Origin of the sequence: Ruegeria faecimaris, assembly GCF_900182615.1 — a bacterium.
In the GTDB taxonomy this organism is placed as follows: Bacteria; Pseudomonadota; Alphaproteobacteria; order Rhodobacterales; family Rhodobacteraceae; genus Ruegeria; species Ruegeria faecimaris.
Window position 1 is genome coordinate 254998 of sequence record NZ_FXTE01000003.1, and the last position, 25452, is coordinate 280449.

General features: G+C 55.8%; 18 protein-coding genes. 8 read left to right on the top strand and 10 right to left on the bottom strand.

The window, feature by feature from the left end:
• Positions 1-9: 9 nt before the first annotated feature.
• From FN806_RS20450 to FN806_RS09400, 3 genes are read right to left on the bottom strand one after another with little or no spacing between them, the layout of a single operon-like run.
• Positions 10-174 (bottom strand): hypothetical protein, encoded by a 165-nt coding sequence (locus FN806_RS20450; RefSeq protein ID WP_185956671.1) that lies wholly within the window; start codon positions 172-174, stop codon positions 10-12.
• Position 175: 1 nt separating this feature from the next.
• Positions 176-1477: a DUF4178 domain-containing protein gene (locus tag FN806_RS09395; protein ID WP_142636391.1), complete on the bottom strand. Its 1302-nt coding sequence runs from the start codon at positions 1475-1477 to the stop codon at positions 176-178.
• On the bottom strand, positions 1474-1992 hold the full coding sequence (locus FN806_RS09400) for a DUF4178 domain-containing protein (RefSeq protein ID WP_246097218.1): 519 nt from the start codon (positions 1990-1992) through the stop codon (positions 1474-1476). The genes FN806_RS09395 and FN806_RS09400 overlap by 4 nt, the downstream gene beginning before the upstream one ends.
• A gap of 25 nt (positions 1993-2017) precedes the next feature.
• On the opposite strand from FN806_RS09400, the gene FN806_RS20455 reads away from it, so the two are divergent.
• On the top strand, positions 2018-2263 hold the full coding sequence (locus FN806_RS20455) for a hypothetical protein (protein ID WP_221929480.1): 246 nt from the start codon (positions 2018-2020) through the stop codon (positions 2261-2263).
• Here FN806_RS20455 and arcC read toward each other — a convergent pair.
• Genes arcC through FN806_RS09425 form a run of 5 tightly spaced genes read right to left on the bottom strand, consistent with a single transcriptional unit; the run spans position 2260 to position 8206 of the window.
• Entirely contained in the window at positions 2260-3192 is a 933-nt protein-coding gene (gene arcC / locus FN806_RS09405) for a carbamate kinase (protein ID WP_142636393.1), read from the bottom strand. The two genes, FN806_RS20455 and arcC, sit on opposite strands and share 4 nt — an antisense overlap.
• A gap of 3 nt (positions 3193-3195) precedes the next feature.
• Positions 3196-4197 (bottom strand): ornithine carbamoyltransferase, encoded by a 1002-nt coding sequence (argF, locus tag FN806_RS09410; protein WP_142636395.1) that lies wholly within the window; start codon positions 4195-4197, stop codon positions 3196-3198.
• A 29-nt stretch (positions 4198-4226) separates the two neighbouring features.
• Positions 4227-5456 carry an arginine deiminase gene (locus FN806_RS09415; protein WP_142636397.1) on the bottom strand — a complete coding sequence of 410 codons (1230 nt, stop codon included), beginning with the start codon at positions 5454-5456 and terminating at the stop codon, positions 4227-4229.
• Positions 5453-6790 carry an amino acid permease gene (locus FN806_RS09420; protein ID WP_142636399.1) on the bottom strand — a complete coding sequence of 446 codons (1338 nt, stop codon included), beginning with the start codon at positions 6788-6790 and terminating at the stop codon, positions 5453-5455. The genes FN806_RS09415 and FN806_RS09420 overlap by 4 nt, the downstream gene beginning before the upstream one ends.
• A 9-nt stretch (positions 6791-6799) precedes the next feature.
• Positions 6800-8206: a YfcC family protein gene (locus FN806_RS09425; protein ID WP_142636401.1), complete on the bottom strand. Its 1407-nt coding sequence runs from the start codon at positions 8204-8206 to the stop codon at positions 6800-6802.
• A gap of 426 nt (positions 8207-8632) precedes the next feature.
• On the opposite strand from FN806_RS09425, the gene FN806_RS09430 reads away from it, so the two are divergent.
• Entirely contained in the window at positions 8633-10372 is a 1740-nt protein-coding gene (locus FN806_RS09430; RefSeq protein ID WP_399169735.1) for a type I secretion system permease/ATPase, read from the top strand.
• Positions 10372-11688, top strand: a complete 1317-nt coding sequence (locus FN806_RS09435) for an HlyD family type I secretion periplasmic adaptor subunit (protein ID WP_142636403.1) — start codon at positions 10372-10374, stop codon at positions 11686-11688. Before FN806_RS09430 ends, FN806_RS09435 begins: the two co-directional genes overlap by 1 nt.
• 12 nt (positions 11689-11700) lie before the next feature.
• Here FN806_RS09435 and FN806_RS09440 read toward each other — a convergent pair whose 3' ends face one another.
• Entirely contained in the window at positions 11701-13752 is a 2052-nt protein-coding gene (locus tag FN806_RS09440) for a dockerin type I domain-containing protein (protein ID WP_142636405.1), read from the bottom strand.
• Between the two features lie 212 nt (positions 13753-13964).
• Here FN806_RS09440 and FN806_RS09445 point away from each other — a divergent pair, with 212 nt between their 5' ends.
• The 5 genes from FN806_RS09445 (at position 13965) to FN806_RS09465 (ending at position 23449) form a co-directional block, all read left to right on the top strand.
• Complete coding sequence (locus FN806_RS09445) at positions 13965-17795, top strand: Ig-like domain-containing protein (protein ID WP_142636407.1); 3831 nt, start codon at positions 13965-13967, stop codon at positions 17793-17795.
• A 60-nt stretch (positions 17796-17855) separates the two neighbouring features.
• Positions 17856-18650, top strand: a complete 795-nt coding sequence (locus FN806_RS09450; RefSeq protein WP_142636409.1) for a SapC family protein — start codon at positions 17856-17858, stop codon at positions 18648-18650.
• Positions 18651-18787: 137 nt separating this feature from the next.
• A complete protein-coding gene (locus tag FN806_RS09455; RefSeq protein WP_185956672.1) occupies positions 18788-20011 on the top strand; it encodes a TolC family protein in 1224 nt (407 codons plus the stop codon).
• Positions 20008-22155, top strand: a complete 2148-nt coding sequence (locus FN806_RS09460) for a type I secretion system permease/ATPase (protein WP_246097219.1) — start codon at positions 20008-20010, stop codon at positions 22153-22155. Before FN806_RS09455 ends, FN806_RS09460 begins: the two co-directional genes overlap by 4 nt.
• 52 nt (positions 22156-22207) lie before the next feature.
• The gene (locus tag FN806_RS09465; protein ID WP_246097220.1) at positions 22208-23449 is read left to right on the top strand and encodes an HlyD family type I secretion periplasmic adaptor subunit; all 1242 of its coding nucleotides are present in this window, start codon (positions 22208-22210) and stop codon (positions 23447-23449) included.
• A 77-nt stretch (positions 23450-23526) separates the two neighbouring features.
• Here the strand turns inward: FN806_RS09465 and FN806_RS09470 are convergent, their stop codons facing one another.
• The gene (locus FN806_RS09470; protein ID WP_142636416.1) at positions 23527-25293 is read right to left on the bottom strand and encodes an ABC transporter ATP-binding protein; all 1767 of its coding nucleotides are present in this window, start codon (positions 25291-25293) and stop codon (positions 23527-23529) included.
• Positions 25294-25452 lie beyond the last annotated feature (159 nt).

A 25452-nucleotide genomic window follows, 5' to 3' on the forward strand; every position in this document is an offset into this window, starting at 1 on the left:
GATTCCTCACTATTTTATCCGATTTGACCGATAGTACCCGCCGCCGCCGCTGCCGACCCGAACCGAGGTGTCCAAGTCACGGCTTTCGGCCCAATACCCATGCCACGAGACATAACCTGTGGCAGCCACGGCCAGAGTTGAAATGACGACGAAAATGATCCTGAAAGCTGTCACTTTAATCCTCATTTACCCAATCAGTTCCCGACCACCGGGCGCGTTGATGCAACCATTTGCGCCCGAACTGAAACAGGAACAGCGCTCCAAAAACCCCGGCCAGCGCGAATGTCCAAAGACCACTGGACAGTCCGGTTTTGACACTGACCTGCAACTGGCTGAACGGCTGCCCCGGTACATGGCCTACGCCCGACCCGGTCCAAAGCCCCTGCTCAGGCACGTCTAATACCAGTGTGTAATCGCCTGTGCGATCTGGTCGAAACGTCAGGCTCGCAAATTTGCTGCCTTCGCTCCACGATCCTTCCGAGTCGCGCCCGGTGTAATATTCGATCGTTCGGCCCGCCTCGAATACTGGCTCTCCTTCGGGATCAAGCAGCTCGATGTCCAGATAGATCCAACTGTTTTTGACATTGCCCGAGAAGGAAACGCGCGTCAGTTGGCTGTCGGCTTCAAGCGGGATTGTGATCTCGGCCGGGAAGTCGCCACGTTTTAGCGCCTGACGCTCTATCGCCCTCTCTCCTGATCGTTGAGAGAAAGAGACCGCCATCACAAGACAGAGGATCGTAAACACGAATGATACGACCAGCAAAAATCTATAGTTTGGGCCCTCGATGAAAGGTTGCAGCGGATGCACCCGATGTGGGTTCAGGTTCAATGAAACCCCAAAAGCTGCTTCGGCCTGCTGTTTCGAAACATAGAACGAGCGATAGGTCTCACGCTCGGACCCGGTGGTCGAAAACCCCAGCATCGCCGTATCAGACATCGCCGAAATTGTGGTTGTCTTTTCCCCCAGTGACGGCGGCCAGGTGAATTCACCCTCAACATAGGTGACCGCACTTGTGGTGGTCTCGTAATACACAAAGCGCCCATCCTCGATCGTCACAGAGGGAGGGGATTCCGCCGTCTCAACCCACCGCTCCGACATCCAGGCCGATCCGCGATAGCGTCTGGAAAACACCAGATGACCCGCCTCAAGCGTCAGCCAGGCATAGCCGTGAGTTGGCGAATAGAGCTGATGGTCTATCCATTGGTAGACCCGTCCGCCCCAGCGCTCGGCATGTTCGATCAGACCAATTATGGTGAACTCGGCACCATACAACGACCCACTCATCCCAATCGAAAGCGGGGTTTCCGGGCGTTTCTGATCCTTGAACTGCCGCAATGTCCGATAGTTGTTCTGTGCATCCAGCTCGGCCCCGCAATACGAACAGATCTGCACGATCACCCGGCCACCGCCCAGTACATCCAGACCGGCGCCGCAGCAGGTGCAGTTGATCGAAAGAAGACTTGGATCTCGGGTCATGGCTGCCGCTGAACCTTCACGTCAAATGCGTCATACCACCGACCGTAGAACCAGATCGCATGACCGGGCCAGAATTCGCCGGACAACAAAGCCTCGTCCCCGGCGGAAGCGTTCACGAATTCATGGCTTTCCCCGACCTGAAGCACCTCATCGAACTGTCCACGCAGCGCGATACATTCGGCATGTTCAACTTCGGTAACCGTGAATGTGGCCGCGTCGAAATCCAGCGTTTCGCCCAGCTTGAACGGAGGCATGAATTTCGGCGTGTCCTTTCCGGTCAAGCGTTTCTGCCGAACGACATCTCCCTCATCGAGCGATATCCAGCAGGTGCGGCCATCACCATCGACACCGCAGAACTCATCCCAGAACCCCCGCCCGTAGGAATAGCGCGCATGACCAAGAATCAATGTCGGCGTTCGACCCAGTTGCACTTGATCGCCTATCCCGAACAAAAGCGGTGCATCGTGCATCTCACCCTGCTGGCCCGCCGATTGAACCTGGACATCATTGATCATCAACGTCGTACCGCAGGACGCACAGGTGGCAACCTTTATCCCTTTCAGCGCAATCGGGGTTTGCGCACCGCAGTTTGGACAGTTCAAAGTCTTCATGCTTTCAAGTCGCGCAAAGAAAATGAAATTTCAAGCCGTTATTGGTTCTGGAGAATACACGTCCGGTGCCGCCTCGCCCTTGTTGCCAGAATTCAAACAGAACCACTTAGGTGGAACTGAACATGCTGGCGGTTCTGTTAGAAGTGCCGTCAGCCCCAGCAATCATCTGAGTTAGTCGTGAAATAGGATTTCAGCTGCGTCTTTGCTTATGGTTGTGCCCTTCCTGCCCGCAACGATATCCGCCAGATCGGCCAGTGCGCCGATGGCTGCGGTTTTGCCGGTAAGCCGCGCAAACTGGGCGGCGGCCTCGACCTTTGGGCCCATCGAACCGGCGGCGAAATTGAACTTGGCCATGGCCTTTGGTGAGGCGGCTTTTATGCCACGCTGAGTATCGGTACCCCAGTCCAGATAGGCACAATCAGCATCCGTTGCCGAAATGAACAAATCGGCCCCGACCTCTCGGGCCAGCAGCTCTGAGGCCAGATCCTTGTCGATCACCGCTTCTATCCCCTCCAGATAACCCGGAGAAGTATAGGCCGTGGGAATGCCCCCGCCACCGGCACAGATCACCACGGTTTGCCGTTCCAGCAGCCATTTAATCGGCCTGATTTGAAAAATCCGTTTCGGCAGCGGAGAGGCAACAACCCGTCGCCATTTGTCACCATCCGCACGAATTTGCCAGCCCTTGTCGGCGGCCAATCGTTCTGCCTCGGGTTTGTCATATACCGGACCGATGAATTTTGTGGGGTCGTCAAAGGCGGGATCCTTGGCATCGACCTCAATCATGGTCAGCAGCGTGGCCAGAGGCGTCTCGGGCGGCAGACGGTTGCCCAGCTCCTGCTCGATCATGTACCCGATCATGCCCTCGGTTTCCGCCCCAAGCACGTCCAGCGGATAGGCCTCATCCGGGTTATAGGCGTTGCCCTGTAGGGCCAGTAATCCCACCTGAGGGCCATTCCCGTGGGTCACAATCAACTCGTTCCCCTCGGCAATGGTGGCCAGCGCCTGCGCGGCGATGGCCGTGTTTTCACGCTGGTTCTCGGCGGTCAGGGCCTGACCCCGCCGCAGCAGCGCATTGCCCCCAAGGGCGACGACGATGCGCATGACTCAGGCCCCCAGAGTGGCGACCAGAACGGCCTTGATTGTGTGCATTCGGTTTTCGGCCTGTTCGAACTGAATACCGGCGGGGCTTTCGAATACCTCTTCGGTGACCTCCATTTCGGTGATGCCGAATTTCTCGTGGATGTCTTCGCCCACTTTAGTCTCGGTATTGTGAAAGGCGGGCAGGCAATGCATGAATTTGACGTTTGGATTGTTTGCCGCTGCCATTAACGCGCTGTTGACCTGATAGGGGGTCAGCTGCTTGATCCGGCTGTCCCAGACCTCTGGTGCTTCGCCCATCGAGACCCAGACATCGGTGTGGATGAAATCCACGCCATCCACGGCGGCCGCAGGATCATCGGTGATGGTCAGCGTCGCGCCGTAACGCGCGGCGGCTTCTTCTGCCGGACCGCGGAATTCGTCGGACGGCCACAGATCACGTGGGGCGGCGATGCGGACGTCCATCCCCATCATGCAGCCCGCGATCATCAGCGAATGGCCCATATTGGACCGCCCGTCGCCCACATAGGCGTATTTGATGTCATGCAGGGGCTTTTCTCCATATTCCTGCATGGTCAGCAGATCGGCCAGCATCTGGGTCGGGTGGAACTCATCGGTCAGCCCGTTATAGACCGGCACGCCCGCATTGGCGGCCAGAGTTTCCGCCAGTTCCTGCCCAAAGCCGCGATATTCGATGCCGTCGAACATGCGACCCAGCACGCGGGCAGTGTCCTTCATGCTTTCCTTATGCCCGATCTGTGATCCCGAGGGGCCGAGATAGGTGACGCCAGCCCCCTGATCCATCGCGGCCACTTCAAAAGCGCACATGGTCCGTGTCGAGGATTTTTCGAAGATCAGGCAGATGTTCTTACCCTTCAGATGCTGGATTTCAGACCCCGCATATTTTGCGCGTTTCAGATCGCGCGACAGGTCCAGCAAATAACGCAGCTCGCGCTGGTCGAAATCGAGCAGTTTCAGGAAGCTGCGGCCCTTGATGTTAAATGCCATTGGTCAATCTCCTTTTTCAGTAATCGGGTTCAATAATCCACGGGGTCACGCCAGATCGGGCAGGTCATGCAATGCCCGCCGCCTCGTCCACGCCCCAGTTCCGAGCCCGAGATCGTGATCACCTCGACCCCCGCCTTGCGCAGCAGCGTGTTGGTATAGGTGTTGCGGTCATAAGCGACGACCACGCCGGGCTCTAACGCCACCACGTTGTTGCCGTCGTCCCACTGCTCGCGTTCCTGATTGAATGCGTCTCCGCCGGTCTGCACGATGTTCAGAGATTTGATCCCCAGACATTCGGCGGCCACATCGAACAGATGTTTGTCATCGCGCCGGAAGTCGATCGTGTCCTCTTTGTTTCCGGGGCGCAGGCTGATGCACTGGATGTCGTTACAGACATCAACATAGGCAGTCGCGGTCTCGCGGTCGCAATGGCTGAACACTGTATCCAGATGCATAGCCGCGCGGCTGCGGGGCATCTGACAGGCAACAACCCTCTCCGCCGCGCCTTTGGCAAACAGAGCGCGGGCAACCTGACCAACCGCCTGCGGACTGGTACGTTCGCCCATGCCGATCAACACACTGCCATTGCCCCAGGGCATGACATCACCGCCTTCGACCGTGGCCGCGCCGTGATCCTTGTCTGGGTCACCCCACCAGATCTCGAAATCTGCGTCGCGGAACTCGGGGTGGAACTTGTAGATCGCGGTCACCAACAGGGTTTCGGGGCGCCGCGCCGGCCAGTACATCGGGTTGACCGTAACGCCGCCATAGATCCAGCAACTGTTGTCACGAGTGAACTGCGTATTTGGAATCGGTGGGATCACAAAGCCCAATGGCCCCAGATAGCTGCCGAACATACCTGAGGGTTTGAACGGCATATCTTCGACCGCGATGCCACCGATCAGATATCTGGCCAGATCCTTGGCCGCCATCTCATCCAACCAGCCGCGCAGCTCATTCAGCATACCGACGCCCACCTGATTTTCGGTAATGCGGCGGTCCAGAACCCAATTACGGGCTCCCTTGTCCTTCAGCGTTTCTGCAAGCAGCGTCTGGAATTCTAAAACCTGAACCCCGCGATCCTCCATCTTCATGCGGAAATCGGCATGGTCAGAGCGGGCTTTGTGCACCCAAAGAACATCGTCATAAAGCAATTCTGCCGCATTGCCGGGGGTCAGGCGGGAATGGGCCAGACCCGGTTCGCAGACCATCACCTTTCGAAGTTTCCCAATCTCGGAATGTGCGCCAAATCCAGTCATGATATCTCCTTTGATGTAATCGCGCCGGACTGCCAACGCAGCCAGACATGGATGGGCAACCCAGCCAACAGCAACAGGACGCCCCAGAAAACGACGTCTTTTCCAGCGCCGAAAATCGCCCAGAATGAATAGACAAAACCGAGACCCGCCAGCACAAAGGCCTGCGGTGGCAGGCGGGTGCGTTCTTTGCGTTTTGCGCGGATCATAATTTCGGCACCTGCGCACAGCAGGTAGGGAATCAGCGTGGATAGGGTGGCCAACAGAATAATGAATTCAAACTGTTCAGCCAGGGATCGGGTGTAGTTCATAGCGATCAAAGCGCTGGCTAGCAGGCTTGAGGAGATCAGGCCAAATGCCGGCGTACCAGTCCGTGACACCCGGGCAAAACCGGCCGGGAACAACCCGTCACGCGCCGCGCCCAGTGGCACTTGCCCGGTCAGCAGCACAAATCCGTTGAGCGTGCCGAAGGTCGAAACGCAGGCCCCGACCGCGATGAATACCGCACCGCCAAACCCCCACATCACATGCGCAACATCCGCCAGCGGTGCGTTGCTTCCGGCCAGCGTGCCGGATGGCACCACCCCAAGCGCCACATAGGTCGTGGCAATATAGACCAATGCGGCAACACAGGTTCCGACAATCGTCGCAAGAGGGATCGTTTTGGTAGGGTTCCTGACATCGCCCGCCGGAACCGTTGCGGATTCGAGCCCCACAAAGGCCCAAAGCGTCAACGCCGCGCAGGCCGAGATCGCCGATATGTTCGACATTCCACTAAGGTTGGCCGGCCGGAAGTTGGCCGGTTGGACATGGGACAGTCCCAGCAGGATCAGCACCAGCAGCGGGGCCAGCTTCATCACCGTGGTCACCACTTGTACAATCCCGGCCTGCCGAACGCCGCGCAGATTGACCCAGGTGAGCAGCCAAATCGCACCAAGTGAGACCGCCAATCCCGCGAGCGCAGTTTCCCCAATGGCGGGCACCATAAAGCTGAGATAGCCAGCAAAGGCGACGGCAACGGCGGCATTCCCAGACCACAGCGCGATCCAATAGCCCCAAGCAATCAGGAAACCGGCAAAATCACCAAAGCCCTCGCGCGCATAAGCGTATGGCCCGCCGGTATTGGAAGACAATCGCGCCAGCCGACCAAAGATCAGGGCCAGCACAATCGCGCCACCTGCGGTCAGAACCCATCCCGCCATCGAGATTGGCCCGAACACGGCCAGAGAAGACGGCAGCAGGAAAATACCGGACCCGATCATATTGCCCACCACCAGCGCGGTGCACATCCAGAACCCAAGGGTTCCTTTGGGTTTAGATCGGGTGTCGGTGGGCATAATGCGACCTCATGCCAACGCGGAAAGGCTGAGCCCGGCCATGATGATGACGATCAGGATCAGTAAAAGCGGCCACATGAAACTGAGCCAGCGTTCATAGGGCACACGCCCTAGGGCAAGCCCGCCCATGACCACCGCAAAGGTGGGGTTAATCAGGTTCACCAAACCGCTGGCTGACTGATAGGCCGTCACGACCAAAGACCGTTCTACGCCGGAAAAGTCTGCTAGCGGCGCCATGATCGGCATCGTCAGAACCGCCAGGCCCGAAGATGACGGGACGAGGAAGGACAACAGCCCCTGCAAGGCGAACATCGCATTGATAAAGGCCACTTTGCCCAAACCATCCACGGCACTTTCTGCCCAATACAAAATGGTATCGGTGATGTTTCCTGCGTCCATGACCACTACGATCCCGCGCGCGATCCCGATCACCAGCGCAACCCCCAGCAAATCCCGGGCACCGTCAACGAAGGTCGAGGTGAATTCCTCTTCCCCGATCCGTGCGATCAATCCCACGACTATCGAGGACACTATGAACAGGCCGGACATCTCGGCCATCCACCAGCCTCCTGCCGCGACACCCCAGATCATCACGCCAAAGCTGGCCGCAAAGATCAAAAGGATCAGCCCATGCATACTCGTAAAGGTCGGAGCTTCTCCGCCCGTGCGGCCACCTTTGAGGAAATGCGCCTCATTGCTTTCGCGCTTGTCGGCAACGATGGACAGATCCGGATCGGCTTTGACCTTGGCTGCATATCGCATGACAAAGACCACACAGGCCAACCAGCATGCCAGCAACAGCGCAAAGCGCAGCATTATGCCATTGGTGAAGGGCACCCCCGCCGCATCCGAGGCGATGACTGTGGCAAACGGGTTAATCGTCGACCCCAGCGTGCCAACCCCCGCCCCCAGCATGATGATGGCCACACCCACTACCGCGTCATAGCGCGCGGCAATCATCACTGGGATGATCAGCGCGTAAAAAGCCAGTGACTCTTCGGCCATGCCATAGATTGTGCCCCCCGCAGCAAAGAAGGCCATCAAGATGGGGATCATCCATTTCTCGCGCCCCTTCAGACGCACCATTGCGCGCGCAATCCCGGCGTCAATCGCCCCGGTTCGCGTTACAACTCCCAAAAAACCGCCAATCACCAGCACAAAAAGTGCAACATCAATCGCCCGCGCTTCATAACTGACAGGGTCATAGAACCCCCCGATAGGGGCCAGTACGACGTCATAGAACCCCTGCGGATTGGGCTCGACAACCTGATAGCTGCCCGGTACCGGAACATCGCGTCCCAGGGCTTCGTTAGCGACGCGGTCATATTGGCCAGCGGGAACAAACCAGGTTGCAATGGCGACCAGTGCTATCAACGCAAACAGAATTGTATATGCAGTTGGAAACTTGAGCTTCATGTCATCAAACTCCTAAAAGAGCTGAGATTGGGTTTCGAAACTTCCGGTCCCTTCATACAGTCTCAATATGAGATTTCTAAGGATGAATGACCCCGAGGCGACCTGAACGGTTCTACATGAACGCCATTCGCTGGCGCTGCGCATTGACCTGCATCAAAAGAATTCAGGCTGACGCCGGATTCAGGTTCGTCAGTTTTTGCTTTCCTACAGATCGTAAGTTGCTCATTTGTGTGCAGCGTTTAGCACCTTGCGATCCATCGCCCCATTCTGGCAGAAACCCGCTTGAGACTGTGGTGATCATGTTGACATATCAGCCCATTTCCCTGAACCGGGAAGTCGCACATTTGCATTAGGCTTACCAAAGGCTAATGTGCAAGAAATTAAGGCGCAAATGCCCGTATCGAACAGTAACCCAAGGCTAACAACGTGAGCTCTGAAATTCCCAGGTCCCTGCCTGCCAGACATGAGTTGCGCAAGGTGCGCAACAAGGGGCTGTCATTTCTGGCACTGGCCTTCCTGTTCAGCATCTTTGTCAACCTGCTGATGCTGACGGGGCCTTTATTCATGCTGCAGGTTTATGACCGGGTCCTTGCCTCTCGGGCGGTTGAAACCCTCACGGCGCTGTTTCTGATTGTCGCTCTATTATATAGCCTTATGGCCATGCTGGATTTTGCGCGAGGACGTATCGTTGCGCGGTTCGGAGCGAGGTTCCAGTCGCAACTGGACGAGCGGGTGTTCGAGGCAACGCTGCGAAAATCTCTTGTTCCGCAGGCCCGTGCAGCCCCAGCCACTGCCTTGCGCGACCTTGAGGCAATCCAGAACCTGTGTTCCTCACCTGTTTTGCTGGCCGTAATGGATATCCCCTGGACACCGGTTTTTCTGGCAGCAATCTTCCTATTCCACCCGATGCTTGGATGGCTTGCGGTTGCGGGTGGCGCGATCCTGATTGTCATCGCTCTGCTTAATCAGGCGCTCACTCATAGAAAGGTTGCCGCTGCGCAGCAGGCCTCGGCGCGGGCAGGCTCATTCTCGGAACATGCCAGACAAGCCGCAGAAGTTGTCCGCTCGCAAGGAATGCAGCACGACATCTCGCAACGCTGGCTGACCCAGAGGACCGATGCGCTGAGACAGACCATCTCGGCCAGCGATTGGACCGGAAGCTTTACCTCATTAACCAAGTCGATGCGGCTGTTCTTGCAATCTGCCATGCTGGCATTGGGAGCTTTGCTGGTTTTAAGAAACGAACTGTCCCCTGGGGCAATGATTGCAGGGTCCATCCTGCTTGGGCGCGCATTGGCCCCGGTCGAGCAGGCGGTGGGCCAATGGGCATTGGTGGAGCGTGCGCGATCTGCGTGGATTTCACTGAACCGATTCCTGGACACCACCCCGCCCGAGCCGGACCGGACCAAATTGCCTGTACCAGATGCGCGCCTGATCGCCAAAGGACTGACCGTTGTACCACCCGGCGCCGATTTACCGACACTCAGGAACGTTTCACTGAAACTAGAACCGGGCAAAGCTTTGGGCGTGATCGGCAAAAGCGGGTCAGGAAAATCCACACTTGCCAAGGCCCTGTTAGGATTGTGGAAACCGGCCGTTGGCGAAATCAGGCTTGGAGGCGCTACACTGGATCAATACGGGACTGATGATTTGGGCCAACACATCGGCTATCTGCCGCAGGAAGTCACTTTGTTCAACGGAACAGTGACCGAAAACATCGCCCGGATGTCCCAAAACCCGGATTCGGAAGCGGTCATCGCTGCAGCCAAGAAAGCCAAGGCTCATGACCTGATCCTGACATTGGAAAAGGGGTACGACACGTTTCTGGAAGGCAATGACAGTCAACTGTCGGGTGGCCAAAAGCAACGTATTGCTCTGGCGCGCGCTTTGTATGGAAATCCTGTCCTACTGATCCTGGACGAGCCGAACTCGGCTCTGGATGCTGATGGCACTGAGGCATTGAACACCGCGATCCGAGAACTGAAGGCCGCGGGTAAATCAGCCATCATCATGACGCACCGGCCACAGGCCATTTCCGAATGCGACGATCTTGCAGTTGTTGAAAATGGGCAGGTTGTGAAATCCGGCAGCCGCGACGAGGTGCTAAGCGCCATGGTTCAGAACGCAAATGCGATCAAAAAGGGTCTGGCACGGGTGGGTGAGTAATGCAAAAGCCCAATCATAAAAACACGCGCCCTGTTTGGCGCATTACATTTCCTGCTCTGGTCGGGTTTCTCGCACTGGCTATTTTAATCGGCGGGTTGGGCTTTTGGGCGGTGCAGACCAGGCTGGCAGGCGCCATTGTATCGCAGGGCGTCATCGAAGTTCAAAGCAACCGCCAGGTAGTCGAGCATCCAGACGGTGGCGTGGTCGGCGAGATTTTTGTGCGCGACGGTGATTCCGTCACCGGCGGCGACATTCTGTTACGTCTGGATGACACGTTTCTGACCTCGGAAAAGACCATCGTTGAGGCGCAGCTGTTTGAATTACTCGTCCGAAAGGCGCGGCTTCAGGCCGAACGCGATGGCACTGATCTGACTGTTTTGACATCCGCGCTGAACGACGTACAGAAACAAGAAGACATTGACCCTGAGCTGATCGCCGGCCAGCAACGCCTGTTCGAGGCACGTCTGAATACCCTAAATCAGCAGACTCAGCAGTTGAGCAAGCAACGCATTCAGATAGAAAGCGAGATCGAGGGCACCTTGGCGCAACTGGTCTCGCTGCGCCGTCAGGTCGATCTGATACAGGAGGAGCTGCAGGACCAGCAAAGCCTGCTTCAACGCGGCCTGACACAAGCCAGTCGGGTATCCGCCTTGCAACGCGAAGAAGCCAGCCTGACAGGTGAAATAGGCAGGCTCGAAGCGGCTGCCGCGCGGCTCAAAGGCCAAATCGCGGCAACCGAGATCAAGATTGTAGAACTGCAGGCGACACGCCGCGAAGAAGCAATCACCGCCCTACGCGATGCGCAATCGAAAATCGCGGAACTGTCTGAACGCAGGCTCTCGTTGGCTGTTCGTCTATCGCGGCTGGATATTAGGGCGCCGGTTTCCGGTACAGTCTATGGAAGCCAGGTGTTTGCACTGCATTCGGTAGTGCAACCGGCAGAACCGATGATGTATGTCGTACCACAGGAAATTCCTCTGCTGATCGCCGCTCGCGTAGATGCGATTCATGTGGACCAAGTGTATATTGGGCAGCCCGCCCTCCTGCGATTTCCCGCCTTCAACCAACGCGAAACCCCCGAAATCGAAGGGCATGTTGTCACGATTTCTGCCGATACGTTCACTGATGAGAACACCGGACACACATTTTATCGCGCTGAAATGTTACCTGATGCCAACCAGATCGAGCGCCTGAACGGGCAACGCCTTGTACCCGGCATGCCAGTCGAAGCGATGATCAGGACGGACGAGCGATCCCCGTTTTCATATCTGATAAAACCGATGGCCGATTACTTTAACAGGGCCTTCCGGGAATAGATTCCGTCGTCTTTAAACCGCTTCGAGATTGCCCAACAGGATCGAAGTCATGTCAGTCGTGATCACTCCGTCTACCGCGACGACATCGACACCGGTTTCGTAGGTCACGTTTGAACTTGTGATCCCCGACAAATCGGCATCTGCGTCCAGAAACACCCACTCTGCCTCATGCGCTGTGGGCAATCCGACGGCGATCTGCAAGATAGCCAGCGCATCCAGAGCGTTGATGAGGCCATCTTGATTGATATCGGCCGCAATCAGGTTTTCCGGTGCTGCCTGCCCCCATGTCGGGTCCAGTCCCACGGAAAGTCGCAAGACCTGCAATGCGTCCAGAGCGGTGATCTCGCCGGTCCCAGCCGAATAGGACTTTATGATATCCAGTTCACCGATAAATGTGCCCGAAGGCAGATCCAGATCGAACCTCCCTTCATCGTCGGCTTGGACACTAACCGCGCCGCCCCCTTCCGGGTTGAAACGTATTTCAGCGTTTGACAGGCCCGGATTTGCAGCTTGTGAATCAATGGTAATATCCCCTTGAATGCCTGCCGAACTGTCCGGGTCGAGCCCGCCCAAACCGTTCAAATCCACCGGAATATGGTCTGGTCCGCCAAATCCGGCGCCAAAGACATCTGAACTGGTCAGCGGAGCACCTGACGCCGAAAACACCTGAACCACATTATCCAGATACTCGATCTGCGCACCTTGCACGGTGGACGTAAAAGTGAGCTGTACAGGTGAGCGCAGAAATGGATAGTCAAACAGATCCAACCTGTCCGATCCGACTTCAAAATCGGTAATCGTTGTCATCGCGGCTCCGGTCTGCATCACAAAGATATCAGACCCGGAACCGCCGGTCATCGTAGTGGCCCCAATCCCCGCTATCAGGATGTCATCGCCGCCGCCGCCAAGTAGAGAGGCATCAAGAATGCTGCCACTGAGCATATCGTTCTGCGCGGTGCCAGTGACTGTCCCATAACCGTCCGCGACGATACCCAAGTCAGCGACCGAAAAAGTAAGCTGCGTCAACCCGGCCTCTTCTTGTGAGGCCGCAAAGATCTGAATTTCGTCCCCGACATGGGCCAGGCTGAGCGATTCGACATTTTGCAGCCCGGTGCTCAACGTATCGGCAAAACTGTCCAGATAGACCAGTTGACCATCCGGTGTCAGGGTAAACAGTGTCACCCCATCATCGCCTCCCCCGGCCACGACAAACACCTGACCATTCACTTCGACCACGGCCAGGTCCTGAGCCGATTCAAAGCGGGTATTCAGTGTATCCAGCACATGATCGGTGGGTATCAACCGGCCATCACCAGACAGCTCCATGACGCTGATCGTGTTGCTTTCGCTGCCAGCAACGATGACCCAGGAATGGCCATGCGCCTGCACAATTTCGACGGCCGTTGGGGCGCCAATGCCCAAGGTCGAGACCCCATCGCCGGAATCTGCGAGGCTCAAGGTTCCCGCGCTGCTGTCCACCAAATAGGTCGTTATCGAATTGCTGGTGGCGTCGGTTGCGACGACAAATTGATCCGACCCGGACTGAGCGGTCTTGATTGAGTCGGCCTGACCTGCAACGGCCCCCGCAAAGGTCAGTAAGCCGTCTGAGCCGACCGTATAGGTCGAAATCAACCCGCTGTCCTCTTGCGCCACGGCCAGAATGTCGACCGATCCAAAGGAAACCTGCACTAAGGCCGAATAGCCACCCCCACCGTTCAGGGACCCGGTTTCCTGCAATTCTCCGATAGATCCGTCTGGAAGGATTTCGTAGCTGACAAGGCCGGTTGCGGACCTGACATCCAGAACGATCTGATCGCCCCCAAACAGAGAAACCATTACCCCGGAACGTCCAACGGTGCCCGAGATTGTACCGCTGAAATATTCTATATCTTGCTGCTGGGGAACCGCACCTTCGACGAGGTGCCATACGACAATGCCCCCTCCCTGTCCGGTCAGGCTGTACAGATACGTTTCCCCGTTAAACGTTTCTAAAGCCGTATCGCCGATACCTGAATCGAGCGCTGCGCTCCCTGTTGCAACTACTCCGCCGAACTGAAGCATCATACCAAATCACCCCACGCCAAAATCTGGCTCTTGAACAGGATGATCTGATGCCCGGTCCAATACCAAAGCGGGATTGTGGTGAAAACGAGGAGTTCGGTTTCAGTTTAACACAATTTTTTCTGGTCCGACCGCATGAACATCCGATGGGCAACACACATGAACAAAACGTCGCTGCCCATGATTTCAGCGCGGAAACAGCATGTGAGGGCAAGATGACCAAAACACCTGATATGACACGCAATCCTGCAAGTACCCGGCCCGATGCGGGTCAGCGGCAACAGATACGCAAGTGGATCGACAACAAAATGCGCCGCTGGGTCGGGCGCGGCATCGCAGGCAGCCTAAGTTCGGCCTTGCTTGCCCTTCCTGCGTTGGCACAGGCCACGACCGAAGAACTGGACACCTTCCAATTCGCTGATGCGATTCCCGGCGTTAACAGCGCAAAGCTACTGGCAAATGGCGATGTTCTTCTCAAACTGGAAGATGGGCGCACGATTTTGGTCTCGGCAGAGAATGTTCATATCCTGGACGGCGGCTCCATCATGATTGCCGAAGATGCGGCGGCGGAAGTCGCGCAATTCGCACTGGCCGCCGAAGCCGGGGGAGCCGCAGCAGCCGCTGGCGGCGTTAGCGGCGCCGGTGCTGTTTTGGGGGGCCTTGGTCTGGCGGGTGCAGCCGCAGCAGGAGGAGGTGGTGGCGGTGGCGGTGGAGATGACGAGGCTCCGGCGCCCGCTCCAAATTTCCAGAGCCTGAACCTTGCTGGTCTGCAAGCGAACGCATTGAACAGCGCCAGCGCAAACCTGATGGCACCGACCGGAACCACAACGGTCGAGGTGACAATCGGATCACTGACCAAGACGGCAACGCCCAATCCAGATGGCAGTTGGAGTATTTCCCTTACGGCGGTTGAGGCGGCTAGCCTCCCTCAAGGTGTGACAACAGTCACCGTTCGCAACCTGGATGGAACGGGTGAGGAAGTATCGGTCGAAACGGTAAGATTCGATGTGGACACTCTTCCACCGACGGTCAGCATTACGGGCTTTTCGGACGGGGCCATTCTGAATGCCGCCGAGCAAGCGACTGATCTTACAATCTCGGGCACTTCTGACGCCGAGAGAGGTCAAACAGTAACGGTATCTGTAAACGGGCAGACTTATACTGGGACAGTGAATGGCGGCGGCCACTGGAGTGTTACCGTGCCGGCCACAGACCTGGCCGCCCTGCCTGACGGGGTGACCGTTTCAGTGACTGCCGATGTCGACGACCGCGCAGGAAATCCGGCGATACAGACAAGCGCAAGCTTTGACACAGATTTTAGCGCTCCAACGATCACGCTTGATCCGGTCTCTGGCGGTTCGATTGGCCTGGGGGACATCGGCTCTGACCTGATTGTCACCGGGTCGACATCCGCCGCAGACGGGCAGACGGTCACCGTGACTTTCGATGGCCAGACATATACCGGCACCGCATCGGGTGGCACTTGGAGTGTTACCATCCCCAGCGGCGATCTCGGCTCGCTCTCCACCGGAAATCCGGCCTCGGTAAATGTTGTCGTTGACGATGTGGCAGGCAACCCATCGGTCCCGGCCACGGCTTCGGTACCGGTCGATCTGACGGGGCCTTCGGTGAATATCGCGCCATTGTCCGTTGGTGCGGTCCTCAACGCTGCCGAAACCGGGTCTGATCTGACAATCTCTGGCACAACAGGAAACGTTCAGGACGGCCAGGTGGTGACAGTCACCCTGGATGGACAAACCTACACCGGTACAGTCAGCGGCGGCAGTTGGAGCGTCACCGTCCCTGCAAGCGATCTTGCATCGCTGGCAGATGGGGGCGATTTCACGATCACGGCGGATGTGCTTGACACAGACGGCCTATCTGCACCGCAGGCAAGTGTCCCGCTTTCGAAAGATGCCACCGCGCCGACTGTAAGCATCGACAACTTTTCCGACGGCGCTGTCATGAATGCAGCCGAACAGGGCACTGATCTGACAATCTCTGGAACAACGAACGCTGAGGATGGTCAAACCGTAACCGTTTCCATGAATGGGCAGGACTACACCGCAACCGCCTCTGGCGGTACTTGGTCGGCGACCGTCCCGGCGATAGATCTTGCTGCCCTGTCCGATGCAGCAACCGTCAATGTTACCGCAGATGTCTCGGACGCGGCTGGAAACCCTGCCCTGCAGGCCAGCGGCAGTTTCACAACGGATTTCACAGCACCGGCGGTCTCTATCACCGGGTTGTCGGATGGGGCTGTCATGAACGCCGCGGAACAAGGAACCGACCTTACAGTGTCCGGAACCTCTGATGCGGCAGATGGCACGGTTGTGACCGTAGAAATCGTTCGGCAGGACGGCACAGTTGACGTCACCGGCACGGCGACCGTAACGGGCGGGTCCTGGACCTATACCGCCTCAGCCGCGGATTTGGCCGGACTTCAGGATAGCGAAACCTACGATGTCGAGGCATCTGCTTCGGATGCGGCTGGGAACACAACAGCGACATCAACCAGTTTTGACACAGACTTTACCGCGCCATCGGTCACGATCGACCCTCTTTCGGTCGGGTCAGAGCTGGATGTATCCGAAAAAGATAGTGACCTGACGATCACCGGGACAACGGATGCCGCCGACGGGGAAATGGTTACAGTCACACTGAACGGGCAGTCCTATACAGGCACCGCCTCAAGTGGCACCTGGTCAGCAACCGTTCCGTCCGGTGACTTGGGAGCGTTGGCAGACAGCACAACCTTCCAGGTTTCAGCGACGGTTACGGATTCCGCCGGCAACATCTCTACCGCCGCCGCCACCCCGTTAACCACGGATTTCCGGCCTGTCCTGACAATCAATGACACCGGAACAAACGGTGCCGTTTCATTGAATGACGCCCAAAATTCAGGAGTCGTTGTCTCTGGCACGTCAATAGGCCTTGCCGCAGGCGAGGCTGTAGATGTGACGTTGAATTCCATGTCAGTCGGAACCGCTACGGTCGGTGCCGACGGAACCTGGACACTGTTGGTAAGTGTTGCGACCTTTGCATCAGTCGAGGCGGGGGATGATCTGGACTTTGGCGCAGAGGTATCTGTGGCAGGTGGCCCTGATCCTTTGCCAGTTACGGATGAAAACACGGCCCATGAACCTGCAGCCTATGTGATCACTGAAGCCGGACAAAGTGGATCAACAGTCACATTTGAAATCTACGCAGACCCTGATACGGATCTGTCCAGCGGTCTGGCGATCACAGCCGAACTGGGTTTCGATCCCTCAGTGGTGACGTTTGACACCGGATCAGATGTCGAGAATGGGGCATTCGATTTGTTCCTGACGAACCCGGTGAGTGGATCAGCCGTCAGTTTTGCTGGCGCGGCGACCACCTATTCCGACCTGTCCCAACCCATCGTCACATTCACGATGACAGTTCTAGATGCCTCTGAACCGATTGTTCTGACGTTGACGACTCCGGATGGTGGTCCATCGGTGCTGCAGATCGGGACGTCAGGCGACGACACATTGATTGCAACCAACATCGACAACGTCATTCGTGGCCAGGACGGCGATGACACAGTGGATGTCTCAGGTGCTGGTCGGGACATTGTCGTGTTCGAGCCGGACCCAACAGCAAATGGCGTTGATACGATCACTGGCTTCACGACTGGACCCGCGACTGACACCGCTGATGCGATCATGTTCAGTGGGTTGGATGTCGACAGCCTGCGCGGCGACGGAACAGGTGTGGAAACGCTTTCAGTAGGGGATGCACTAGGCGCGGACACCGGAGTGGTTGGTTTGACGACAGAGCTGAGCGATCTGACTGCTCAAACCATCGAGACCGCGGTCGAAAGCCTTACCGGCGCCGAAGCAGGTGACGAGATCTATGTCCTGGCTACGGATGGAACTGACAGTGTGCTAGTCAAGGTCGACTATTCCGCATCCGATGCGGCGACAGTCGAAACGGTGGCCCATTTCACCGGATTGGATGACCTCAGCGGGCTTACTGCTGACAATATTCTGCATACCGATCCAACCGGGGCCAGTGCCTGACGCTCGACTACACTGCCACCCTGCACGGGTGGCAGTATTCTCGATATTCAAGAGGTTGCCATGGCACAGAATGGCCTAGTTCCAATCAATTTCAACCGTCACAGTCATCAGTATTGGAAGCGTTTCACATCTTATGACTTTGCAGCTGAACGCACCGAGAGCGTGATCGTGGAAGAAGAGGTGCTCCAGATTGCAGCCACTTTTCCGATTGTGTTTCGCAGGACCGGCCCAGAAATTGAACCGATTGCTGTATATTCACTTCTTGCTGGTGAACCCTCGCCATTTGTTTCAACAGAAGGGCGTTGGCTGGCCAGCTATATTCCGTCCGAACTGCGCAGCCACCCCTTTTCGTGCCGCCGAATGGATAACGGCAGCACCTTTCAGCTGGTGGTAGATGAAGGTTCAGGCCTGTTGACCGAAGAGTGCTCTGACAATCCCTTTTTTTCAACTCCGGATACGCTCGGCACTGAATTGAAAGAAGTTCAAAACTTCTTGAAAGCGCGCGCAACCTCTCAGATTAGAACAACCGAAATTTGCAAGATGATAGACGCATTTGGGCTGTTTGAGCCCCTGAGCGGCAATTTGGAATTCGGCTCTGCACATAACTGGTTGCAAATCAACTCTGCACGCCTGGAACAGCTATCGGCAAAACGCAAATTGGAACTGGTCGAAACAAAAGGCTTACGCCTGATCTATGGCCATCAGGCTTCATTATCCAATCTCAGATGGCTTTTTCAGGCGCAAAAGCAGATTTCCCAGGCCGGTGCATCTGTAAAATACACCGAAAATTCAGAACTTACCGGTTTCATGAATGCATTCGCCCAAGCCCAAACCGATGACGTAATCTGGTCCTAATGAAGTGTGAATGACAAATGCCCACATGCGGTCGCTTTTTGAGTTTTCTGATTTCTGCTCTCTCTTTCAGCATAGTATCGGCCTGTACCCAACCACCTGACATTGCCGGTGTCGAGGCTTCTTTTTCAACCGGGGCCGTGGGTTTCCGCACACATGAACCATCTCAGAAACTGACCACCAGTTCCTTTGGCAAGCGCGTACGGCACGCTGTCGAGACCAGCCCCAACCTCGCGCGAACTATGTCCGCGCTGGATGTGGCGGTAGCCAATCACGACGCGGCAAAAGGGGCCTTTCTTCCGCAGGTTTCACTTGGAATCAACGCCAGATCCGAGCGGGTAGACTCGGACACAGCCGACGTGACCCCTTATCTGCGGATCTCACAGCTCGTTTATGACGGGGGGGCCGCATCCGGTGATTTGACTGCTGCAAAAGCACGGGTTTTTGAAAGTCGCGGCGGCCAGTTAACAACAGCCTCGGCAACCGCTCTGGCTGCGATTGAGGTCTATATAGTGGTCTTGGATTTACGGAAAATCCTGGATATTTCGGTGAAAAATGTGGAAGTCCACCAACAGCTCGTTCAACAAATTTCCGAGAGGGCTGCATTAGGCGCTGGTTCGAACGCCGATGTATTGACAGCGCGGTCGCGGATGGCCGATGCACGGACGCGACTGGCGGATGCAAAAGCCAGAGTGGACCTCGCAGATGCCCGGTTTCGTGAAGTTTTTGGCAGCCCGTCAGGTGATCTTCAACCCCCAGTCAAAGCGCCGACGATCTCACAATCGGATCATAGTATCGTAACGGGAAGCCTGCAGATTCGACGTTCGGAAGCGGCCCTGCTTGCCGCCAAGGCAGAACGTTCTGCCGCTTTGGCACGCCGTCAACCCGGCGTGAATGTTTCGGCATTTGCGGATCGCGATGATAGCAATGACGCAAATTTCGGGGTCGACCTGTCCTTCAATTATGAGCTGGACTCTACTGGACAGCGCCGTGCCACCATCACCGCGGCTGAAGCCAAAGTTCGCGAAGCGGAATTCGTTCATCAATCCCTAACGCGAGAAATACAAAGAGAGCTGGACACAATTCGCACTGACCAAATTGCTGGAGCACAACGGCTTAAAGAGGCGCGAATAGCTGCGCAGGCGAATGCTGACAGTGTTGCAGCGGCGCGCGCGCAATTCACAATCGGACGACGCAGTCTGATCGAAATCCTTGACGCACAGCGCGACTATGTGAATGCGCAGGAAAGACTTATCCTAGCCGAACAGAACTATTTCCTGACAGACTACGCAATCCTTAGTTTGACTGGTGACATCCTGGATCTCCTTGGCATTTCAATCAGTTCCGTTGAGGGTTCTCAATGAAACAATTGACACCTGCCTTCGCAATGCCCGAATTATCGTGCTTTGAAAAATGCCTGATGCACGCTGCGGCCCATCTTGACTGTCCAATCACTTTTGCCGGGATTCTCGCGGCCCAAACAGGCTCGAACGGAGAGCTTACAATCCGCGATTCATTGGAACTGGCACGGCGTGTTGGGATCCAGGCGGGATACGGAAGAAGGGCTTTGTCAGCTTTTGACAACACTTTGGTTCCTGCGTTGTTGATTCTTGAAGGGGGAAGATCCGTTGTGTTTCATGGCCGAACCTCAAATGGTCGGGTTCTGATCTATGATCCAGAGGTTGGTTCGGAAATAGGTGAAATTCAGCAAACCGTTCTATCAGATGTCTATACAGGGTTTGCGATCCTGCTGCGGCGCAATCACCGTGAGGATTTAGCCACGGGGTCCAGTTCTGCTTCGGGCCACTGGTTTTGGTCCGCTATGACGGCAAATCGTTGGTCTTACACTCAGGTTGCGCTTGCGGCGGCGTTGGCAAATCTGCTTGGTCTATCTACCTCGGTCTTTATCATGGTCGTCTATGACCGTGTTTTGCCAAACGAAGCCACAGAATCTCTGATTGCTTTGACAGCAGGTGTTGGGATCGCGCTGCTTTTTGATTTCGTGCTCAAACTCCTGCGGGCAGGATTCATAGATCGGGCTGGCCAGAAAGCAGATATTTCGATGGGCCGTAGAGTCTTTGACCAGGTCCTCAACATTCGCATGAAGGCGCGCACAGGTTCGACAGGGGCCATGGCCAGCACCATTCGTGAATTTGAGACACTCCGTGAGTTTTTCACATCCGCCACCTTGGTGGCAGTCGTGGATCTACCCTTCATAGCATTGTTTATCTTTGTCATTTACTTGGTCGGTGGCCCGCTTGCACTTGTTCCAGCTCTGGCTGTGCCTGTCGTTTTGCTAGCAGGCATCATCGTGCAACCTATACTTTCTCGTCTTGCCGAGAAAAGCTTCATCGATGGTCAATCCAAGCAATCGGTTCTGGTCGAAACTGTAACCGGGTTGGAGACCATAAAAACGACAGCGGCGGCCCGGCCAATGAGGTCGCGGTGGGAGGCTGCCATACAGCTTCAGTCATCACATAGCGCGCGCAGCAGGGCAGTGACTCAATTTGCCTTGAATCTGACCGGATTTACCCAACAGGCCGCCCAGGTCCTTATCGTTTTCTACGGTGTTTTTCTTGTGATGGATGGTCAGGCAAGCATGGGCGCGCTTGTTGCTTCGGTCATGTTGACCGGGCGGGCTCTTGCGCCACTTGGGCAACTGGCACAGACCCTGACACGGGTTAATCAGGCCCGAAATGCCTATCAAAACCTTAATGCCTTAATGCAGGCCGACAGTGAACGCCCCGAAGGGCGGAGCTGGATCAGTCGCGATCGCTTTGAAGGGAGATTAACCTTCGAAAATATCCAGTTTGCTTATCCCGAAAAACACGACAACGTCTTGTCCGGTGTTTCATTCACCATCTCGCCCGGAGAGAAGGTTGCAATCCTTGGTCCGATCGGCTCGGGGAAAAGCACGGTCGCGCGGCTAATGCTTGGCTTGTACGATCCAGACGCCGGGTCTGTTCAATTGGATGGGGTCGATATCAGACAAATTGATCCAGGTGATTTGCGACGCAATATCGGCTCTGTTCTGCAAGATATTTGGCTGTTTTCCGGGTCAATCCGCGACAATATCAAAAGCGGCGCAATCAGGCCAAGGGATGAGGACCTGATTTGGGCGGGGCAAGTCGCTGGGGTCGAGGATTTTGTCTCTCGCCATCCCGGAGGCTATGACCAAAATCTGGCAGAGCGCGGTGAGGGATTGTCAGGGGGACAACGGCAGGCCATCGCCTTGGCCAGAGCCTTGATTGATAAACCTCCGGTTCTTCTTCTGGACGAGCCAACAAGTGCCATGGACGTCAAAACCGAAGCTGAGGTCATACAGCGGCTCAAAAAGGCGACCCCCGACACAACTATGCTGATCGTAACCCATCGAACCAGCCTATTGGAACTTGTCGATAGGGTTATCGTCATAGAGGGCGGCAAAGTACGGGTAGATGGACCAAAAAGCATACTGTCACAGCATTCCGGAAAGCAACGGAGGCATCTGAATGTCGCAGCATCATGACCTAGCCTCGCTTGCCCGGGAAATGCGAGGCGGGTCACCGGTCAGGAGTTCATTGCTTCTCTTGGTAATCCTGACTTTCCTGGCGACAGCAGCGTTTTGGGCCCATTTCACTGAACTTGATGATGTCACCCGTGTAGAAGGCCGCATCGTGCCGTCGGCGGATGTTCAGATGATTGAAGCTACGGAGTCCGGCATTCTGCAGTCATTGAATGTCCGAGAAGGCGAGGTTGTTGAAAAGGGGAAGTTGCTGATGGAGTTCGATACCACCCAAATCGACAGCAAGCTCAGCCAAGAGGAACAGCGTGCATATGGCTTGAGAGCCCGATCCCAGCGCCTGCAAGCTGAGATAGACGGGACCGAGCTGACATTTGATACGATCCTGATCCAAGGTGCGCCGACTGTTGTTCAGTCTGAGACAGCTCTGTTTCAAGGCCGGCGATCAGAGTTGCAGGCAGAAATCTCAATTCTGATGAGCCAACGGGAACAGCGGTTAAGAGAATACGAAGAAGGGCTTGTCGATACGGTGACCGCGTCCGAGACTTTGAAAGTTCTGGCCGAGGAACGGGCAATCATTACCCCCCTAGTAGAACAGCAGATGGAACCCGCCACGACACTATTGTCATTGCGACGCAGCGAGGCTGAGTGGCAAGGCCGCCGGACCAGGGCTGAAGCCGCTACCAACCGTCTGAAGACAGGATTGGAGGAAATTGATGATCGGGTTCGGGCGACACAAAGCAGGTTTCGAAGCGCGGCTTTGACCGAACTTGCATTGGCAACTGCGGAACTGGCTACTCTGGAACCATCACTGCCAGCCTTACGAAACAGAGCGGAACAAGCGCAGATCAGGTCGCCGGTACGCGGCATCGTAAATCGCATTCACCGCACGACCATAGGCGGTATGGCACGGAGCGGTGAGGAACTGATCGAAATTGTACCGCTGGATGAGTCTTTGTTGGTCGAAGCCTATGTCCGCCCTGAAGACATCGCATTTTTGCACCCTGAACAGTTGGTTCGGATCAAGATTACTGCCTATGATTTTGCTCGATACGGGGCCTTGGACGGGCAAATTATCCGTATCGGGGCTGATACCGTGACGCGATCTGAGCGGGACGATGAAGAAGTTTTTGTCGTGGAAATCCGGACCAACCACTCGATGTTGGATGGGAACGGGGTAGCGGTTGAAATTATTCCCGGCATGATTGCCGAGGTGGATATTCTTGCGGGCAAGAAAACCGTTTTGGACTACCTGCTGCAGCCGATTGTCAAAGTCAAAGATCAGGCTCTTCGTGAGTAGTAATTGACCGGGCCAACGCCCATTACTTCTCGATGCCGTTCAGAATCTATGTGGGGCCCCGCCCATTCGGACTGAGCTTAGGATCCCGGAAGCTTGAATTGCTGGTCAAACAGTTGGCGGAACGTCCCGTTATGTTCGATTAGCGCATCAAGGTTGCCTTGTTCGATAACTTCACCGTCTTGAACAACCATAATGGTATCTGCCTGAAGCACAGTTGACAGCCGGTGTGCGATTACAATGGTTGTTACATTCTCGGTCAACTTGTCCAGCGCAGCCTTAACAAGCGCCTCAGATTCCGCATCCAAAGCACTGGTGGCTTCATCCAAAAGCAAAATCTCGGCATTGCGTAGAATTGCCCGCGCGATCGCCAGACGCTGTTTTTGACCTCCAGAAAGAAACGCGCCGTTTTCGCCTACCTGCGTATCGTACCCATTTGGCAGTTGTGAGATGAACACATCAGCATGGGCAGCCTTTGCGGCCTCAATCACCTCTTCATCGGTGGCACCAGGTCGCGCAAAACGAAGGTTCTCCATCACGGTTGTCGAGAACAGGAACGTGTCTTGGCCCACATAGGAGATCTTCCGGCGCAAAGAGGCAAAACTTACATCGACAAGGTTTTGGCCATCGATTTCGACCTTGCCCTGATCGGGATCATAAAACCGCATGATCAACCCAAAAATCGTGGACTTGCCACCACCGGACTGACCCACCAGAGCTGTCGTCTTGCCTGCCTCGAAGGTCAGGTTCATATCTCGGATTACTTTTTGCTCACCCTGATAGCCGAACGTCACGTTGTTTAGACGGATTTCACCCGGGCCGGATTTCAGCTTTTCAGGGTTCACGCTTTCGACCATCGGGTCTTCCTGATCGAGCAGCTCGAACATCATCCCCACTGGTACCAGGGCCGTTTCAATCACGACCCGCATTTTTGACAGGCGTTTGGCGGGTTCATAAGCCATCAAAAGGGCTGTGATGAATGACATCAGCTGACCTGCCGAAGTCGGTTCGCCGCCGGTAATATCAAGGGTACTGATGATCAGAACACCCGCAATCGCGACACCGGCCAGAAGCTCCATCAACGGGCTGGCAATCGACTGCAATCTGGAAATTGAGTTCGCCCGTTTTTCAACCGACCTGATCGCCCCATTCATACGGTCAGTCATGTTGTCTTCCAAAGCAAAGACCTTGATGACCCGAATGCCCGCAGATGTTTCCTGCAGAACCTTGATGATTTCAGACAGCGCCTTCATTTCTGACTGCATGATCGACCGCACACCTTTGAGGATGTAACGCACACTCAAAAGCGCAACAGGACCCACAAAGAAGAACAGAATTGACAGTACAGGTTCCTGGTAAATCATCACGAAGATGAGGCCGACCAATGTCAGGGCATCACGAACGAAGCTGGTCACCATGACGTCGATAAGCCGCCGCGCGGCCTGAGCGCCATGAGTTACGCGCATAAGAAGGTTGGACGATTCTGTTTCAGCAAAGAAACCAACACCGCGTTTCAGCAGCTTATTGTAAAGCCTTTCCTGTTGCACCGCGATGATCCGGTTGCCCGCACGCGCCAGAAAGATTGACTGGATATAAGAGGCGACAGCCTTACTCAAAAACAAGCCGACGACCGCTGCGGCAATCAGGTAGACTTGCGACTTCATCTCAGGCGTGGTCATCGCATTGACGATGTTCTCCATCATCCATGCGGTTCCCGCAGTTGTTGCTGCGACGACAATCATCGCCACCATGGCAACACCGTACAACCAACCCTGCTTTCGGAGACTTTCACTCAAAAGTCGACCGAGATGGCTGGATCGCCAGTTCGCTAAGGTCTCTTTGATCATTTTACGCTCCAAAACCTTTTCGAATTCGATATCTGATCACGTTTCAACCCAAGTTAGCCTTAGCCAAAGAACCGCGCGGTTGTGTTAGTTATGCCTGACTGTGCCGAGAATCCAGTGCCTGCCGACAGATTATCAACACGCGACCGACAATAACGGGGT